The organism is Siccibacter colletis, from assembly GCF_000696575.1.
Taxonomy (GTDB): Bacteria; Pseudomonadota; Gammaproteobacteria; order Enterobacterales; family Enterobacteriaceae; genus Siccibacter; species Siccibacter colletis.
Genome location: NZ_JMSQ01000031.1, coordinates 20,902 through 38,385 on the forward strand (window position 1 = coordinate 20,902; position 17,484 = coordinate 38,385).

At 58.7% G+C, this 17,484-nt stretch carries 17 protein-coding genes; 9 read left to right on the forward strand and 8 right to left on the reverse strand.

The window, feature by feature from the left end; translation table 11 throughout:
• Window positions 1-11 precede the first annotated feature (11 nt).
• From ET34_RS0118605 to pspA, 8 genes are all read right to left on the reverse strand, one after another.
• A complete protein-coding gene (locus ET34_RS0118605) occupies window positions 12-854 on the reverse strand; it encodes a carbohydrate ABC transporter permease (RefSeq protein ID WP_031524564.1) in 843 nt (280 codons plus the stop codon).
• A complete protein-coding gene (locus ET34_RS0118610) occupies window positions 841-1,722 on the reverse strand; it encodes a carbohydrate ABC transporter permease (protein ID WP_031524566.1) in 882 nt (293 codons plus the stop codon). Before ET34_RS0118610 ends, ET34_RS0118605 begins: the two co-directional genes overlap by 14 nt.
• A gap of 18 nt (window positions 1,723-1,740) precedes the next feature.
• A complete protein-coding gene (locus ET34_RS0118615; RefSeq protein ID WP_031524568.1) occupies window positions 1,741-3,033 on the reverse strand; it encodes an ABC transporter substrate-binding protein in 1,293 nt (430 codons plus the stop codon).
• Window positions 3,034-3,045: 12 nt separating this feature from the next.
• Entirely contained in the window at window positions 3,046-4,728 is a 1,683-nt protein-coding gene (locus ET34_RS0118620) for a sugar phosphorylase (RefSeq protein WP_031524573.1), read from the reverse strand.
• A gap of 174 nt (window positions 4,729-4,902) precedes the next feature.
• Window positions 4,903-5,151 (reverse strand): phage shock protein PspD, encoded by a 249-nt coding sequence (gene pspD, locus ET34_RS0118625; RefSeq protein WP_031524579.1) that lies wholly within the window; start codon window positions 5,149-5,151, stop codon window positions 4,903-4,905.
• A 40-nt stretch (window positions 5,152-5,191) separates the two neighbouring features.
• Window positions 5,192-5,551: an envelope stress response membrane protein PspC gene (gene pspC / locus ET34_RS0118630; protein ID WP_031524585.1), complete on the reverse strand. Its 360-nt coding sequence runs from the start codon at window positions 5,549-5,551 to the stop codon at window positions 5,192-5,194.
• Complete coding sequence (gene pspB / locus ET34_RS0118635) at window positions 5,548-5,778, reverse strand: envelope stress response membrane protein PspB (protein WP_031524591.1); 231 nt, start codon at window positions 5,776-5,778, stop codon at window positions 5,548-5,550. Before pspB ends, pspC begins: the two co-directional genes overlap by 4 nt.
• Before the next feature lie 51 nt (window positions 5,779-5,829).
• The gene (gene pspA, locus ET34_RS0118640) at window positions 5,830-6,498 is read right to left on the reverse strand and encodes a phage shock protein PspA (RefSeq protein WP_031524593.1); all 669 of its coding nucleotides are present in this window, start codon (window positions 6,496-6,498) and stop codon (window positions 5,830-5,832) included.
• 150 nt (window positions 6,499-6,648) lie between these two features.
• On the opposite strand from pspA, the gene pspF reads away from it, so the two are divergent.
• The 9 genes from pspF (at window position 6,649) to ET34_RS0118685 (ending at window position 17,375) form a co-directional block, all read left to right on the forward strand.
• On the forward strand, window positions 6,649-7,638 hold the full coding sequence (gene pspF / locus ET34_RS0118645) for a phage shock protein operon transcriptional activator (RefSeq protein WP_169738134.1): 990 nt from the start codon (window positions 6,649-6,651) through the stop codon (window positions 7,636-7,638).
• A 116-nt stretch (window positions 7,639-7,754) separates the two neighbouring features.
• Window positions 7,755-9,392, forward strand: a complete 1,638-nt coding sequence (gene sapA, locus ET34_RS0118650) for an ABC transporter substrate-binding protein SapA (protein ID WP_031524595.1) — start codon at window positions 7,755-7,757, stop codon at window positions 9,390-9,392.
• A complete protein-coding gene (gene sapB, locus ET34_RS0118655; protein ID WP_031524596.1) occupies window positions 9,389-10,354 on the forward strand; it encodes a putrescine export ABC transporter permease SapB in 966 nt (321 codons plus the stop codon). Before sapA ends, sapB begins: the two co-directional genes overlap by 4 nt.
• Window positions 10,341-11,231: a putrescine export ABC transporter permease SapC gene (gene sapC, locus ET34_RS0118660; RefSeq protein ID WP_031524597.1), complete on the forward strand. Its 891-nt coding sequence runs from the start codon at window positions 10,341-10,343 to the stop codon at window positions 11,229-11,231. The genes sapB and sapC overlap by 14 nt, the downstream gene beginning before the upstream one ends.
• On the forward strand, window positions 11,231-12,223 hold the full coding sequence (gene sapD / locus ET34_RS0118665; RefSeq protein ID WP_031524598.1) for a putrescine export ABC transporter ATP-binding protein SapD: 993 nt from the start codon (window positions 11,231-11,233) through the stop codon (window positions 12,221-12,223). The genes sapC and sapD overlap by 1 nt, the downstream gene beginning before the upstream one ends.
• A gap of 1 nt (window position 12,224) precedes the next feature.
• Window positions 12,225-13,031 (forward strand): putrescine export ABC transporter ATP-binding protein SapF, encoded by an 807-nt coding sequence (sapF, locus tag ET34_RS0118670; protein WP_031524600.1) that lies wholly within the window; start codon window positions 12,225-12,227, stop codon window positions 13,029-13,031.
• A 155-nt stretch (window positions 13,032-13,186) separates the two neighbouring features.
• Window positions 13,187-13,975 (forward strand): enoyl-ACP reductase FabI, encoded by a 789-nt coding sequence (gene fabI, locus ET34_RS0118675; RefSeq protein ID WP_031524601.1) that lies wholly within the window; start codon window positions 13,187-13,189, stop codon window positions 13,973-13,975.
• Window positions 13,976-14,197: 222 nt separating this feature from the next.
• Window positions 14,198-15,367, forward strand: a complete 1,170-nt coding sequence (locus tag ET34_RS0118680) for a CMD domain-containing protein (protein WP_031524603.1) — start codon at window positions 14,198-14,200, stop codon at window positions 15,365-15,367.
• 73 nt (window positions 15,368-15,440) lie between these two features.
• Window positions 15,441-17,375, forward strand: coding sequence for an exoribonuclease II (locus ET34_RS0118685; protein WP_031524604.1), 1,935 nt, complete (start codon window positions 15,441-15,443; stop codon window positions 17,373-17,375).
• Window positions 17,376-17,484: the final 109 nt, after the last annotated feature.

A 17,484-nucleotide genomic window follows, 5' to 3' on the forward strand; every position in this document is an offset into this window, starting at 1 on the left:
CAATGGCCGCCTCAGCCCTTAACGCCTCCGGCGGTCAGACCACTTTTGATAAAACGCTCGGACAGCGCGTACATCACAATCACCGGCAGCGCGGTCACCAGCGATGCCGCCATCATTCGTCCCCAGACGTAATCCGGCGTACTGAACAGGGCGTTCAGGCCGACCGGCAGCGTAAAGTTGCTGGCGCTGGAGAGGAAAATGGAGGCAAACAGATAGTCGTTCCACGCCACCATAAAGCAGTAGACAAACACCGACACCAGCCCGGAAATCGCCAGCGGCACCGTGATGTAAAAGATGATTTGCAGCCGGTTAAGGCCATCAACCATTGCCGCTTCTTCAATTTCATCCGGGATGGTGTCGAAATAGCTTTTCAGCATGAACACCGCGGTAGGCAGCGTCTGGGTCACCATCGTTACGATCAGCGCCAGTTCGGTGTCGTAGAGACCCAGCGCGGTGATGATTTTGAACAGCGGCACCACCAGCAAAATCCCCGAGAACATGTACACGGTATAAAAGCTGGCGTTGATGGTGGCGCGCCCTTTGAAGCGCAGGCGCGACAGCGCATAGGCACCGAGAATGCCGATGAACACTGCGATCGCCGAGGCGATCACCGACACCACCAGGCTGTTGCGAAAATAGGTGAGGAACGGAAAGATCAGCGGGTCGAAAATGTCCCGGTAGTGCTCCAGCGTCCAGTGCTGCGGCAGCAGCGTCGGATGCCGCGAAATCGCCTCCTTCGGACTTTTGAACGAGGTCATCAGCATCACAAAGAACGGCAACAGCGTAGCGAACAGAAACACCACCAGCCCGCTGTAAAATCCGATGCGCTTAAGAGAACGTTTATTTGCTGCCATTGAGGTTTACCCGTTTTCTGGTGAGCAGGATCGCTGCAAAGATGATCACGAACAGCACCACCGAGATCGCAGCGGCTTTGCCGAGGTCGTTGAAGGCAAACGCGGTTTTATAGAGGTAGACGCCGAGGATATCGACCTTGCTGGTGAGCAGGTACACATCGGCAAACATGTAGAACATCCAGATGGCGCGCAGCGTCAGTACCGTTGCCAGTACTGGCAGGATCGCCGGCAGCGTCACGATGCGAAACCGCTGCCAGCCGTTGGCGCCGTCCATCTCCGCGGCCTCGTACAGCGACTTATCGATGGTCTGTAAAATCGCCAGAAACGAAATAAAGGCGTAGGGGAAGTAGCGCCAGATGGCGAACAGCACCACCAGCACAAAGCTGCTGCCGGGGTTGTCAAACCACGGCGGGGCATGGTCGTACAGGTGCAGCAGATCGACCCCGAGCCAGTTCACGATGCCGTAGCCGTTGTTGAACATGTATTTCCAGGCAAATACCAGCGAGATAGAGGGTGTGACATACGAGAGCAGCACCAGCGAGCGCGCGGTTTTACGCAGGCGAAACTCGCGGTTAAAGAAGATCGCCACCGCCAGCCCCAGCGCCGTGCTGCCGATCACCACCAGCGCGGTGTACCAGAACGTCAGCCACAGCGCGTGCCAGAAGCCTCTGTCGGTCAGGATACTGAGGTAGTTATCCAGCCCGACAAAACGCGGCGCAAGCCTCGGGTTAAGCGGCAAACGCAGGAAGCTTATTTTGATATTCGACAGCGCTGGCCAGAGCACCAGCCCCCCCAGCAGTACCAGGCTGGGGGCGAGAAGTAACAGGGCGAACGGCATATCGGACCGCCCCGTGAACCACTTTTTCATATTCTGACTCCCTGTCCGCTAGCGCTGACCAATGGTATTGACCAGCTGCTTCTGGCTGGCAGCCAGCGCGTCGGCCACGGCGTGATGCCCAACGGTGACGTTATTCACCATCGCGTTCAGCACCCCGGAACCGGTCACGTTGCCCATCTGCGTGAAGTTTTTATCCCCTACCGAACCAAACACCTTCACGTTGGGATACTGCGCAATCAGCTCGGCCGGCAAGGTGCCAAAGGCTTTGATCACCGCGTTGTTTTTATAAGCGTCGGTCTGGCTCACCGCTTTGGTCACCGGCAGCGCGGCCCCCGGCGACATCAGCACCCAGTCGGCGGCGCTCTGCCCCTGCTCGATAAACGCCACAAATTTCTCTGCCGCAGCGGTTTCCTGCTCCGACTGCCCGGCGGTGATGGTCAGCGAGGTGACGGTTCCGTAAACCGCGGCGGATTTTTCGGTGGGAACCACAAATCCAATCTCCTGCGGGTTACCCTCTTTAAATACCGCCGGCAGGATGTAAGTGGAGTAGATCGCCATTGCGCTGGTGCCGTTCATAAAGGCGTCCTTCACCTCCATCACGTCATTAGCGCCGGGCATGGTGAAGGCGGAGAGCTGACGGTAGTAGTCCAGCGCGCTGCGCATCTCCGGGGTATCGACGGTAATCTCGCCCGCCGCGTTGAACACATTGGCATTGTTGGAGAGCGCGAACTGTGAGAACGCCTGTTCGGTGATGACGCTCTCCGCGGTAGGCAGCGCAATCCCATACTTTTTCTGCGCCGGTTGATTCAGGGTCCGTGCGGCATCCAGCAATTGCTGCCAGTTTTGCGGGGCGCTCAGGCCCGCCTGTTCAAATGCGGATTTGTGGTACCAGACGCCCTGGATCCAGGCGCTGATCGGTACCCCGGTCCAGGCGGTGCCGTCTTCGGTGCGCACAATGCGCAGCACGCCGTCGTAGAACTGCTGCGTACCCATACCAGTGATAACGCGGCCGATAGCGTCACGATCGACCATCTGCTCTTTGTCCATCACCTTGGCGTAATCGTGACTGACTTCAATCACCTCCGGCAGCGCACCGGTTTGCGCCAGCGTGATCACCTTGGTGTTATAGGCATCCTCTTCCACCGGCACCTGCTTCACCGTTACGCCGGGGTTCTGCTGCTCGAACTGCGCAATCAGCCGGGTAATCACGGCCTGGCGTTCCTGCTCCACCGACGAGTGCATAAATTCGATCGTTACTGCGGATTTTTTATCGTCGTTGCAGCCTGTCATCAGGGCGCAGGCAACCAGTGCTGATAACAGCACAACGCGTTTATTTATCATGGTAATTTCCCTTTACTGTTGGCGAAGCCACATTACCTGCCACGGTTTGATAATTACCTCAGGGGTAATCAGCGTGGTGGCAGTAATTAATTCATAATAATTTCCCGGCGGCAGCTCTAAATAATGTGGTGTTTCGCCGAGATTAAACAGCGCTATCACCGTCTCGCCATTATTTGCCTTGCGGGTAATAGCAATAACCGACACCCCGGGCGCTTCGATAGTGAATGCGCTGTCTGGATGAAATGCGGGGTTAGCGCGGCGCAGGGCAATAAGCCGGGTGAGCTGCTGATACACCTGATAATTAAGCGTATCACTACTGCCGAGCATGGCGGTTATTTCTTCCTCGGCATATTTGCGGCGGTTAATCGCGCGGTTATAACCGAGCCGCTGCACGCCGTCATAATCATTACGTGCCCCGAGAATACTCTGAATATATATGGCCGGCACGCCAGGGAATGAAAGCAGTAGCGCATGGGCCATAATAAAACGCTCCAGCCGCTGCTTATTACTGCTGTCGCGCGCGCTGAGCGCATCCATATAAGTCACGTTTATTTCATACGGGCTGCGGCTGCCGTCGGGGTTATTTTTCCAGTTCACCAGCGCGCCCTGCTGTTGCAGTGCCTCTACCAGCGCCAGAATATCCTCTTCCGGTAAAATACCACGCAGCGGATTCAACCCGATGCCGTCATGGGAGGCCAGGAAGTTAAACCAGGTGGTGTGCGACGACACCGGCTGCAGCGTCTGCGCCCAGTCGCACAGCGTCTCGACCGTGCCGGTATGAATCGCATGCAGCACCAGCGGCGGCAGCGTGAACTGATACACCATGTGCGCTTCGTCATGGCCGTTACCGAGATAGCTGATGTTGTCCTGATGCGGCACGTTGGTTTCGGTGATGATCAGCGTACCGGGTGCCACATGGTCAACGATGGCGCGGAACAGCTTCACCAGCAGATGGGTTTTCTCCAGGTGGATGCAGCGGGTGCCGGGGGTTTTCCACATATAACCTACGGCGTCCAGCCGCACGTACTCTGCCCCCTCGCGCAGGTAGTGCAGCAGCACATCCACCATGGCCAGCAGCACCTGCGGGTTTTCATAGTTAAGGTCAATCTGATCGTCGCTGAAGGTGGTCCACAGATGACGCTGACGGCCTTTCGCATCGGTGAACGGTGACAGCAGCGGCAGCGCGCGCGGTCGCGTTACCGCGGACAGGTCGGTCGCCGGGTCAACATCAATAAAGAAATTATCGTACCGGGCATCGCAGGCTAAATAACCGGTGAACCAGTCGCTGCGGGCGGAAATATGATTACAGACATAATCAAACATCAGACGGGTAGATTTATTCAGGCGGGAAATATCTGCCCAGTCACCGGCTACCGGATCGACCCGATGATAATCTATTACCGAGAAGCCATCATCTGAGGACCAGGGATAAAACGGCAGCAGATGTAAATGTGAAAAATGCGTATTTAGCCAGCGCGCCCATACGCGCTCAAAGGTTTTTAGCCGGACTTCATCAGGATGCGAAAATTGATCGGCATAGGCAATTAATACCACATCATTTTCATCCCAGCCGGGCTTGCGCGCTATTGATATTTCCCGGCGGCAGCGTTCAATATTATTCTGAAGCGTCAGGAAATGCCCTTTATTAAATGCATCCCCATAAAAACGAGTGAGTAAATCAGTTATTTTCTTCATGGCTTCCTTTCTCATGGTAGCGGTCCCACGAATGGCGAGACTACTCCCGGCATTTTATTCTGTCAACGCAGCGGGAGAGCGAGAAAGCTGAAAATAACGCAATAGAAGGGATAAGAATCTTTAAATGTGAACTAACTCAAATTTAAATCAGACGGCTGCGCCGAAGCGCAGCACTTAGCGGGAAACTGGCGGGCGTTTTTGCAGATAACGGGTGCTGAATTTCGTTGCCAGCTTTTTAAGCAGCGGTTCCAGCGCAAACGCCAGCAGCATCTTCGCCGGACGTCTGGCTACCGACTTCACTGCCCAGCCTGCGACCCCGGCGGGGCCATAGCGCAGCGCGGTCAGCAACACCATCTTACCGGCAAACTTCAGGACCGGTTTTGCGCGGGTGGTAGCGCGATTTAATTTTGACGCCTGATTCATAGTGACCTATTCTGATGGGGGCGCGGCCCCCAACCTGATATTAAAGCTGGCGGAAACGGCTGCGCAGCGAGAAAGCATCGGAGGTAACGTAGCGCTCCATTGCGCGCAGACGCTCCTCTCCGGCAGCAAGCTGCTGATCTACCGCGTTCAGCAGTTCGCGGCTGTCCGGACTTACCTCGCCCTCCTCCGCCCCGGCGGGCATCGGGTCAAGCACAAAGGTCAGTGCGATATAGGCGAGAAGGACAAAGAAAAACAGCCCAAAGAACAGCGACAGCACGGTAATGACCCGCACCAGTTTCACCGGTACATCCAGATAATGAGCGATACCAGCGCAAACGCCTTTTACCATTCCCTGCTGCGGGATTCGCCACAGCTTACGGCCTGCAAAGGTGCGGGTCATGACGGGTTCCTCCAGTTCGGATGTTCAGCATCAAGGATCTGCTCCAGCGCCTGAATGCGCTCGCGCATACGGCGGGACTCTTCAGTCAGCGCGGCTAAACGCTGCTGCTCGCTCTGGCTCAGCTCTGCCCCCCGCGATGAGCGATTGCTGTAGTGCAGCCACAGCCAGATCGGCGCGACAAACAGCACGAAAATCGTCAGCGGAATGGCAAGAAAAAGGGCGCTCATGTGTACTCCTTACGTCTGATGTCGCGGCGCGCTCGGGCGCCGCCATTTTTATTATTGACCGTCGCGCTGAACTTTAGCGCGCAGCGCTTCAAGCTGGGCGCTGATTTCATCGTCCGCTTTCAGGTCAGCAAACTGCTGGTCCAGGCCTTTCTGTTTGCCAAAGCGCTGGCTTTCAGCCTCCGCTTCCATGTGGTCGATGCGACGCTCGAACGACTCAAAACGCGCCATCGCTTCATCAATTTTACCGCTGTCGAGCTGGCGACGCACATCACGCGACGACGAGGCCGCCTGGTGACGCAGGGTCAGCGCCTGCTGGCGCGCACGGGTTTCAGACAGCTTGTTTTCCAGCTCGCCGATTTCCGTTTTCATGCGTGCCAGGGTGTCGTCAACCTGGGCTGCTTCGTCTTCCAGTACCTTAATCAGGTCGGTGAGCTTCTGTTTTTCGATAAGCGCAGCGCGGGCCAGATCGTCTTTCTCTTTACGCAGCGCCAGCTCTGCTTTTTCCTGCCACTCGGCCTGCTGGGCAGTGGCCTGCTCAATGCGGCGTGCCAGCTGTTTCTTTTCGGCCAGCGCGCGGGCTGAGGTGGAGCGTACTTCCACCAGCGTGTCTTCCATCTCCTGAATCATCAGACGCACTAACTTCTGCGGATCTTCTGCTTTTTCCAGCAGTGAATTGATGTTGGCGTTTACGATGTCAGCAAAGCGCGAAAAAATACCCATGAATAAATCCTCCGGTTATGGGATGGGCTGAGCCCGTCTGGATAAAGTAATCCAAGTATCGTGCCAGTTTTGCAATCTACTGATTTAACGGGATATAACTGTTAAAGACTGTTTTTTACGCTATGCTTAATTAGCGATATTCACCAACAAATGGTTAATTTCATCATGAGTGAGCAAAAAGATACCCTCATCGGCGAGGCCAACAGCTTTATTGATGTGCTGGAGCAGGTATCCCGCCTCGCGCCGCTCAATAAGCCGGTACTGGTGATCGGCGAGCGCGGCACCGGGAAAGAGCTGATCGCTAACCGCCTGCACTACCTGTCACGACGCTGGCAGGCACCGTTTATCTCGCTTAACTGCGCAGCGCTGAATGAAAACCTGCTCGATAGCGAACTGTTTGGTCATGAAGCCGGTGCCTTTACCGGGGCGCAGAAACGCCATCCCGGCCGTTTTGAACGCGCCGACGGCGGCACGCTGTTCCTCGATGAGCTGGCGACCGCCCCGATGCTGGTGCAGGAAAAACTGCTGCGTGTCATTGAATACGGCGAGCTGGAGCGCGTCGGCGGCAGCCAGCCGCTGCAGGTGAATGTCCGGCTGGTTTGCGCCACCAACGCCGATCTGCCGGGCCTGGTGCAGGAGGGAAAATTCCGCGCCGACCTGCTCGACCGCCTCGCTTTTGATGTGGTGAACCTGCCGCCGCTGCGCGAGCGCCGCACCGACATCATGCTGCTGGCGGATCAGTTTGCGATTCAGATGTGCCGCGAGCTGGGTCTGCCGCTGTTTCCGGGATTCACCCCGGCAGCGCAGGAAATGCTGCTCAACTATGGCTGGCCGGGAAATATTCGCGAGCTGAAAAACGTGGTGGAGCGCTCGGTATACCGGCACGGCAGCAGCGACGAGCCGGTTGATAACGTAATCCTCGACCCGTTCCAGCGCCCCGCCGCCGCTGACGCCCGTGCGGCTGACAGCGATCTTCCCGCGCTGCCGCTCGACCTGCGTGGCTGGCAGACCCACCAGGAATCCGCCCTGCTGCGCAAGGCGCTGACGCAGGCAAAGTACCATCAAAAACGCGCCGCCGAACTGCTGGGCTTGACCTATCACCAGCTGCGGGCGCTGCTCAAAAAGCATGATATCCGCTGAAAATCTGCGCAGCCCGCCGCGAAAAAGCCGCTTTTCCCCTTCTGACGGCAGAGATTTTTACGCAGCGGGCCTAAGTGCGATACACTTTGGCTATTCGTCTTAAAAACTCAAAATCTATGCGCGTAATTCTCTCTTCCCTGCTGATGTCGCTCGGCTTTTTGGCTGCTCAGGCACAGGCCGCGCCTGCCCTGCCGCACGCCGATATTCGCCAGAGCGGGTTTGTGTATTGTGTGAACGGGCAGGTTAATACCTTCAATCCGCAAAAAGCGAGCAGCGGGCTGACCGTCGATACCCTTGCGGCGCAGCTCTACGATCGCCTGCTGGATGTCGACCCCTACACCTACCGGCTGGTGCCGGAACTGGCGGAAAGCTGGGAGGTGCTGGATCACGGGGCCACCTACCGTTTCCATCTGCGCAGTGGCGTACAGTTTCAGAGCACCGCCTGGTTTACCCCCCGGCGCGCGCTGAATGCTGACGATGTGGTGTTTACTTTCCAGCGTATCTTCGACCGTTCACACCCGTGGCATAACATCAACGGCAACAGCTTCCCCTATTTCGACAGCCTGCAGTTTGCCGACACCGTGAAGAGCGTGCGCAAGATCAACAGCCGCACCGTAGAGTTCCGCCTCGCGCGTCCGGATGCCTCATTCCTCTGGCATCTGGCGACCCATTACGCCTCGGTAATGTCCGCCGAATACGCTGACCGTCTGGCCGCGGCTGACCGTCAGGAGCAGTTTGACCGCGAGCCGGTCGGCACCGGGCCGTTCCTGCTGGGCGAGTACCGCGCCGGGCAGTATATTCGCCTGCAGCGTAATCATCGCTACTGGCGCGGCGTGCCGCTGATGCCGCAGGTAGTGGTGGATCTTGGCTCCGGCGGCACTGGCCGTCTCTCCAAGCTGCTGACCGGCGAGTGCGACGTGCTGGCCTGGCCTGCGGCGAGCCAGCTGACGGTGATGCGCGACGATCCGCGCCTGCGCATGACGCTGCGCCCCGGGATGAACATCGCTTACCTGGCCTTCAATACCAATAAAGCGCCGATGAATAACCCGGCGGTACGCCATGCCCTGGCGCTGGCGATCAACAACGAGCGCCTGATGCAGTCCATCTATTACGGCACGGCGGAAACCGCGGCTTCGATTCTGCCGCGCGCCTCCTGGGCCTATGACAATGCATCGGCGATCACCGAATACAACCCGGAAAAAGCCCGAGCGCAGCTCAAGGCGCTGGGACTGGAAAATATGACGTTGCAGCTGTGGGTGCCCACCAGTTCCCAGGCCTGGAACCCAAGCCCGCTGAAGACCGCCGAGCTGATCCAGGCCGACATGGCGCAGATTGGGGTTAACGTGGTTATCGTGCCGGTCGAAGGGCGCTTCCAGGAAGCGCGCCTGATGGATATGGACCACGATCTGACGCTGGCGGGCTGGTCTACCGACAGTAACGATCCGGACAGCTTCTTCCGCCCGCTGCTGAGCTGCGCGGCGATCCGCTCCCAGACTAATTACGCCCACTGGTGCAACAGCGAGTTCGACGCGGTGTTGCGCAATGCCCTGGATTCGCAGCAGCTGGCTTCGCGTATCGAGGCCTATAACCAGGCGCAAAAAATTCTGGCGCGCGAACTGCCGGTGCTGCCGCTCGCCTCCTCCCTGCGCCTGCAGGCGCACCGCGCGGATATTAAAGGACTGGTGCTGAGCCCCTTTGGCAATGCGTCATTTGCAGGCGTGTCGCGTTACGACGCCGGAGATAAAAAACCATGATTATCTTTACCCTGCGCCGCCTGTTGCTGCTGCTGATCACCCTGTTCCTGCTCTCGTTTGTCGGCTTCAGCCTGAGCTATTTCACGCCGCACGCCCCGTTGCAAGGCGCGTCGCTGTGGAACGCCTGGCTGTTCTGGTTCACCAGCCTGCTGCACTGGGATTTCGGCGTTTCGAGCATCAACGGGCAGCTCATCACCCAGCAGCTCGCCGAAGTTTTCCCGGCCACTATGGAGCTGTGCGTGCTGGCGTTTGCCCTGGCGCTGCTGATTGGCATTCCGGTCGGGATGATGGCCGGCATCATGCGCAATAAGTGGCAGGACCGTTTTATCAGCGGCGTGGCGCTGGTCGGTTTCTCCATCCCGGTATTCTGGCTGGCGCTGCTGTTTACGCTGTTTTTCTCGCTGACCCTCGGCTGGCTACCGGTTTCCGGGCGTTTCGATCTGCTCTATGAAGTGAAGCCGGTCACCGGGCTGGCGCTGGTGGATGCCTGGCTGTCAGATTCGCCGTGGCGTGACGAAATGATGATGAGCGCCCTGCGCCACATGGTGCTGCCGGTGGCGACGCTGGCGGTGGCACCCACGACCGAAGTGATCCGCCTGATGCGTCTCAGCACCATCGACGTGGTTGATCAGAACTATATTAAGGCGGCGGCCACGCGCGGCCTGTCGCGCTTCACCATTTTGCGCCGCCATATGCTGCACAACGCCCTGCCGCCGGTGATCCCGCGTCTCGGTCTGCAGTTCTCCACCATGCTGACGCTGGCGATGATCACTGAGATGGTGTTCAGCTGGCCGGGCCTGGGTCGCTGGCTGATCAACGCCATCCGCCAGCAGGACTACGCCGCGATCTCTGCCGGCGTGATGGTCATCGGCGCGCTGGTGATCATTGTTAACGTGATATCCGATATTGTGGGCGCGCTGGCGAACCCATTGAAGCATAAGGAATGGTATGCCTTACGATAGCGTCTACCGCGAAAAACGCCCGCCGGGCGCGCTGCGCACCGTGTGGCGCAAATTTTATGGCGATGCGACAGCGATGATCGGCCTCTACGGCTGCGGCGCGCTGGCGCTGCTGTGTATTTTCGGTTCGCTGTTTGCCCCTTACGGGCTGGATCAGCAGTTCCTCGGTTTCCAGCTGATGCCGCCGTCCTGGTCGCGCTACGGTGATGTGTCGTTCTTCCTCGGTACCGACGATCTCGGACGCGATGTGCTGAGCCGCCTGCTGAGCGGTGCGGCCCCGACGGTTGGCGGTGCGTTTGTGGTGACCCTCGCCGCGTCGGTGTTCGGTCTGATCCTCGGGGTTATCGCTGGCGCGACCCACGGCCTGCGCTCGGCGGTGCTCAATCACGTACTGGACACCCTGCTCTCGATCCCGTCGCTGCTGCTGGCGATTATCGTGGTGGCCTTTGCCGGGCCGCAGCTCTCCCACGCCATGTTTGCGGTGTGGCTGGCGCTGCTCCCGCGCATGGTGCGCTCGGTCTACAGCATGGTGCATGACGAGCTGGAAAAAGAGTACGTGGTCGCGGCGCGCCTCGACGGAGCAACCACCCTGAACATTCTCTGGTTTGCGGTGTTGCCCAACACCACGTCGGTGCTGGTAACAGAGATCACCCGCGCGCTGTCGATGGCGATCCTTGATATTGCTGCGCTCGGCTTCCTCGATCTTGGTGCGCAGCTCCCTTCACCGGAATGGGGTGCCATGCTGGGTGATGCGCTGGAGCTAATCTATGTCGCACCCTGGACCGTGATGCTGCCGGGTGCCGCCATCATGATCAGCGTGCTGCTGGTTAATCTGCTGGGCGACGGCATTCGCCGCGCGATTGTTGCGGGGGTGGAATAATGCCTTTACTGGATATTCGTAACCTGACCATTGAGATTAAAGCCGGCGACCAGTGGGTGAAAGCCGTGGATCGCGTGAGCATGACCCTCAGCGAAGGGGAAATTCGCGGCCTGGTGGGTGAGTCCGGCTCGGGTAAAAGCCTGATCGCCAAAGCCATCTGTGGGGTTACGAAAGATAACTGGCGCATCACCGCCGACCGTATGCGCTTTAACGATATTGACCTGCTGCGCCTGAGCGCCCGCGAGCGCCGCAAGCTGGTGGGCCATAACGTGTCGATGATTTTCCAGGAGCCGCAGTCCTGTCTCGATCCCTCCGAGCGCATTGGGCGTCAGCTGATGCAGAACATTCCCGGCTGGACTTACAAAGGCCGCTGGTGGCAGCGCTTCGGCTGGCGCAAACAGCGGGCAATTGAGCTGCTGCACCGCGTCGGCATTAAAGATCATAAAGACGCCATGCACAGCTTCCCCTATGAGCTGACCGAGGGGGAATGCCAGAAGGTGATGATCGCCATCGCGCTGGCCAACCAGCCGCGGCTGGTGATCGCCGATGAGCCGACCAACGCGATGGAGCCGACAACCCAGGCGCAGATTTTCCGCCTGCTGAGCCGCCTCAACCAGAATAACAACACCACTATTTTGCTCATCAGCCACGATTTACAGATGCTGAGCCAGTGGGCTGACCGCATTAACGTCATGTACTGCGGACAGACGGTGGAAACCGCGCCGAGTGAACAGCTGGTCTCTGCCCCGCATCACCCGTATACCCAGGCGCTGATCCGCGCCATCCCGGATTTTGGCAGCGCCATGCCGCACAAAAGCCGGCTCAACACCCTGCCGGGGTCGATTCCCCTGCTGGAGCAGCTGCCCATCGGCTGCCGCCTCGGCCCGCGTTGCCCTTATGCGCAGCGGGAATGCATTATTACGCCGCGCCTGGACGGGCCGAAAAATCATCTTTTCGCCTGCCATTTCCCGCTGAACATGGAGAGAGAGTGAAATGGTCGAAACCCTGCTTCAGGTCCGCAATCTGAGTAAAACCTTTCGCTACCGCACCGGCTGGTTCCATCGCCAGACCGTGGAGGCGGTGAAACCGCTCAGTTTTACCCTGCGCGAGCGCCAGACGCTGGCGATCATTGGTGAGAACGGCTCGGGGAAATCGACGCTGGCGAAAATGCTGGCCGGTATGGTGGAACCCACCACCGGCGAGCTGGTGATTGACGATCACCCGATGCGCTACGGCGACTATTCGTTCCGCAGCCAGCGTATTCGCATGATTTTTCAGGACCCATCCACCTCGCTCAACCCGCGCCAGCGCGTGTCGCAGATCCTTGATTTCCCGCTGCGTCTCAATACCGATCTCGACCCCGAATCGCGTCGCGCGCGCATCAACGAGACGCTGCGCATGGTCGGCCTGCTGCCCGACTACGCCAGCTACTATCCGCACATGATGGCACCAGGCCAGAAGCAGCGTCTGGGACTGGCCAGGGCGCTGATCCTGCGCCCGAAGGTAATCATCGCCGACGAAGCGCTGGCCTCGCTGGATATGTCGATGCGTTCGCAGTTAATTAACCTGATGCTGGAATTACAGGAAAAACAGGGTATCTCTTATATTTACGTGACCCAGCATATCGGCATGATGAAGCACATCAGCGATCAGGTGATGGTGATGCATCAGGGTGAAGTGGTGGAGCGCGGCAGCACCGCCGACGTGCTTGCGTCACCGCTGCACGAGCTGACGAAGCGCCTGATTGCCGGGCATTTTGGTGAAGCGCTGACCGCTGATGCGTGGCGCAAAGACAAGTAACAATACCGACTGCCTCTCCGCTGAGCAGCCTTGCGAAGTGATAACTGGAGTGGTCGGATTAACGGATTCTCAGAGACGTGCTAGAATCCCCGCGATTTAACGACGGCAGCGGCTTATTCACCTGCCGCCACAACAATATGATAAGGATCAAAGCTATGGGTTTTCTTACCGGTAAGCGCATTCTGGTGACTGGCGTCGCCAGCAAACTTTCCATCGCCTACGGTATCGCGCAAGCGATGCAGCGTGAAGGGGCTGAACTGGCGTTCACCTACCAGAACGACAAACTGAAAGGCCGCGTGGAAGAGTTTGCCGCTCAACTGGGTTCCAGCATCGTGCTGCCTTGTGACGTTGCGGAAGATGCCAGCATCGAAGGCCTTTTCACCGAGCTTGAGAAAGTATGGCCAAAATTCGACGGCTTCGTACACTCAATCGGTTTCGCACCGGGCGACCAGCTGGACGGCGACTACGTTAATGCCGTAACCCGCGATGGCTTCAAAATTGCACACGACATCAGCTCTTACAGCTTCGTTGCGCTGGCGAAAGCCTGCCGCACTATGCTGAATCCGGGCTCTGCCCTGCTGACGCTCTCCTACCTGGGTGCTGAGCGCGCGATCCCGAACTACAACGTGATGGGTCTGGCGAAAGCGTCTCTGGAAGCTAACGTACGCTATATGGCGAACGCAATGGGTCCGGAAGGCATCCGCGTGAACGGTATCTCCGCAGGCCCAATCCGTACTCTGGCTGCTTCCGGTATCAAAGATTTCCGTAAAATGCTGGCGCACTGCGAAGCGGTCACCCCGATCCGTCGCACCGTCACCATTGAAGACGTGGGTAACTCCGCGGCCTTCCTGTGCTCTGACCTCTCTGCCGGTATCTCCGGTGAAGTGGTTCACGTTGACGGCGGCTTCAGCATCGCCGCGATGAACGAGCTGGAACTGAAATAATTCCGCTGCCCGCTGAGGGCAACCGGCAAAAGGTGGACAGCGTTACGCTCTCCACCTTTTTTATGTCTGCTCGCCGGATTTTTATTCCGGTTATGCTTTTCCGCTATTTATTATCACCGAACAGTCTTTGGTCACGTCTGCCCGTTACGCCAGGATAACCTCAACAGGATCCGTCGCGACGCGGTGTTGCGGCGGATTGCTCTCACAGACCAAGGAAAGACCATGGAACAACGCCGCTTCTCCGGCAAAAGCCACTGGTATCATGAAACTCAGGCACGGACCTGCCAGGCCGATGTACAGCCGCTGGTTCCGGAAGCCGCCCGCGTAAATGACCGTTTTCTGCTTGACCTCGTGGTGCCCGACGCCTGCCTGCGCACCCACCGCGCATGGCTTGATGCCGCCCGCGCCGCAAGTCTTCATCTGTTACCCGATACCCTTGAAACCACCCGCCTCGCCACGCTGAGCTGTTACGACCGGCTGAGCACAGCCCTGATCGTGGCGCAGGTCTTTGGCGTGCAGCGGCTGTGCAACCATTACGCCGCCCGGCTGGCTCCGCTGCCGGGGCCGGATTCATCGAGAGAAAGCAACCAGCGGCTGGCGCAGATCACCCAGTATGCCCGCCAGCTTGCCAGCTCGCCGACGCTGATTGATGCCCGATGTCGAACCCAGCTCAGCGACGTTGGCCTGACGGAAAGTGACCGCGTCACGTTTAATCAAATCATCGGTTTCGTTGGCTTTCAGGCGCGCGTTGTTGCCGTGCTACAGGCCATTAACGGCCAGCCGGCGCGCTGGCTACCGGGTATCGATAGTCAGCAGGACGCGCCCGGCGAACGTTTTGCTGCACCTGAAGCTGACTGGCAAGCGGATATACCTTCGCCTCAGGCTGGCTATCTGCGCCCTGCCCAGCGCGAGGTGCTGGCTCAGGTGCGCCGCGTGCCGGTGCTTGAGCCGATCGCAGACGGGCTGATTGAGGATGAAAACGCCCTGCTGCTGCTGGCCACGCTGGTAGAGGCGCTGTTCAGCGGACAGCACGCGCCGCTGCTTGGCCTGGTCAGCGCACGGATCAACGGCAGCAGCCACTGCTTCCATCGTCTTTCCCGGGAGGTTACCGACAGCGCGTTGCCCGACGCGGTACGCAACGGCGAGCGGGCGCTGCTGGCCTGGAGCCACAATCACCCTGAGGAACGCGCGCTGGTCCAGGCGGCCCAGGTGCTGACCCGTAGTCCGGACCGCTTCAGCGCCGCGCAGTTTACCCCGGTGCTGGAGGCGGGCTTCAGCCGCGATGACGCGCTGCGTCTGCTCAGTCTGACGGCGCTGTGCGGCTGGCTGAACCGGTTAAAGATTGGGCTTGGCGATGCGCTGCCAGGCCAGACGGCAACCGGCCCTGCCTGAAAGAGCGCTTGCTGCAACAGGCGGAATCGCGTAAAACTGTCAGCCGCTCTTTTGGCCACGAAAATAGAACACTATGTTTCAGGACAACCCGCTGCTTGCACAGCTTAAACAGCAACTGCATTCTCAAACACCGCGCGCTGAAGGCGTGGTGAAAGGCACCGAAAAAGGCTTCGGCTTTCTGGAAGTAGACGCGCAAAAAAGCTACTTCATTCCGCCGCCGCAAATGAAAAAAGTGATGCACGGCGACCGTATCTCCGCCGTGATCCACACCGATAAAGATCGCGAATCCGCCGAGCCGGAAGCGCTGATCGAACCGTTCCTGACGCGCTTTGTGGGCCGGGTACAGAAAAAAGACGATCGTCTCTCCATCGTGCCGGACCATCCGCTGCTGCGTGATGCCATTCCCTGCCGCGCCGAGCGCGGTGTTGCGCATGATTTCAAGGAAGGCGACTGGGCCGTGGCCGAAATGCGCCGCCATCCGCTGAAGGGCGATCGTGGTTTCTATGCCGAGCTGACCCAGTTCATTACCTACAGCGAAGACCACTTCGTGCCGTGGTGGGTTACCCTCGCCCGCCATAATCTGGAACGCGAAGCGCCGGAAGGTGTTGCGACCGAGATGCAGGACGAAGGTCTGGTGCGTGAAGATTTAACGGCGCTCGAATTCGTGACCATCGACAGCGCCAGCACCGAAGATATGGATGATGCCCTGTTCGCTGAAATGCTCGACGACGAGCGTCTGCAGCTGACCGTGGCGATCGCCGATCCTACTGCCTGGGTCCGCGAAGGCAGCGCGCTGGACAACGCCGCTAAAGTGCGCGCGTTTACCAACTACCTGCCGGGCTTCAACATCCCGATGTTGCCGCGCGAGTTGTCCGACGATCTCTGCTCCCTGCGCCCTGACGAAATCCGTCCGGTGCTGGCGTGCCGCATGATCGTTGACAAAGACGGTGCCATCAGCGACGACATTCACTTCTTCAGCGCGTACATCAAGTCGCAGGCCAAACTGGCGTATGACGATGTGTCCGACTGGCTGGAGAGTAACGGCAGCTGGCAGCCGCAGAACGACGCCATTGCCCAGCAGATCCGTCTGCTGCACACCCTGTGCCTGCGTCGTGCCGAATGGCGTCAGACCCATGCCCTGGTGTTTAAAGACCGTCCTGACTACCGCTTCGTGCTGGGTGAGAAAGGTGAAGTGCTGGAGATCGTGGCAGAGCCGCGCCGCATCGGAAACCGCATCGTTGAAGAATCAATGATCGCCGCTAACATCTGCGCCGCCATCGTGCTGCGCGAGAAGCTGGGCTTCGGTATCTACAACGTGCACGCCGGTTTCGACCCTGCCAGCACCGAGCAGATGGCGGCCCTGCTGAAAACTCACGACATGCACGTTGATCCGAACGAGGTGCTGACGCTGGAAGGCTTCTGCAAACTGCGTCGCGAGCTGGATGCCCAGCCGACCGGCTTCCTCGACAGCCGCATTCGCCGCTTCCAGTCGTTTGCTGAAATCAGCACCACGCCGGGTGCGCACTTCGGCCTCGGGCTGGAAGCGTACGCGACCTGGACCTCGCCGATCCGTAAATATGGCGACATGGTGAACCACCGTCTGCTGAAAGCGATCATCAAAGGCGAAACCATTGCCCGTCCTGCGGATGAAACCACCGTACAGATGGCTGAGCGTCGTCGCCTCAACCGTATGGCCGAGCGCGACGTGGGTGACTGGCTGTATGCGCGCTACCTGAACGATAAAGCCGGTACCGACACCCGCTTCAACGCCGAGATCATCGATGTCAGCCGCGGCGGTATGCGCGTGCGCCTGGTGGATAACGGCGCTGTGGCGTTCATTCCGGCCCCGTTCATTCACGCCGTGCGTGATGAAATGGTGTGCAGCCAGGAGAACGGTACTGTGCAGATCAAAGGCGAGGTCGCTTATAAAGTGACGGACGTTATTCAGGTCACCATCGCCGAAGTGCGTATGGAAACCCGCAGCGTCATCGCCCGTCCGGTAGCCTGAGCTTTTCCCTGATTATTCAGGGGGCTGCTCTGTTCGCCCTGCTGCGGCAGTTCTTGCGAGAACTGCCGCATTTTTTTCGCCCCGCCTCACAAATTCCAAAAAACATACC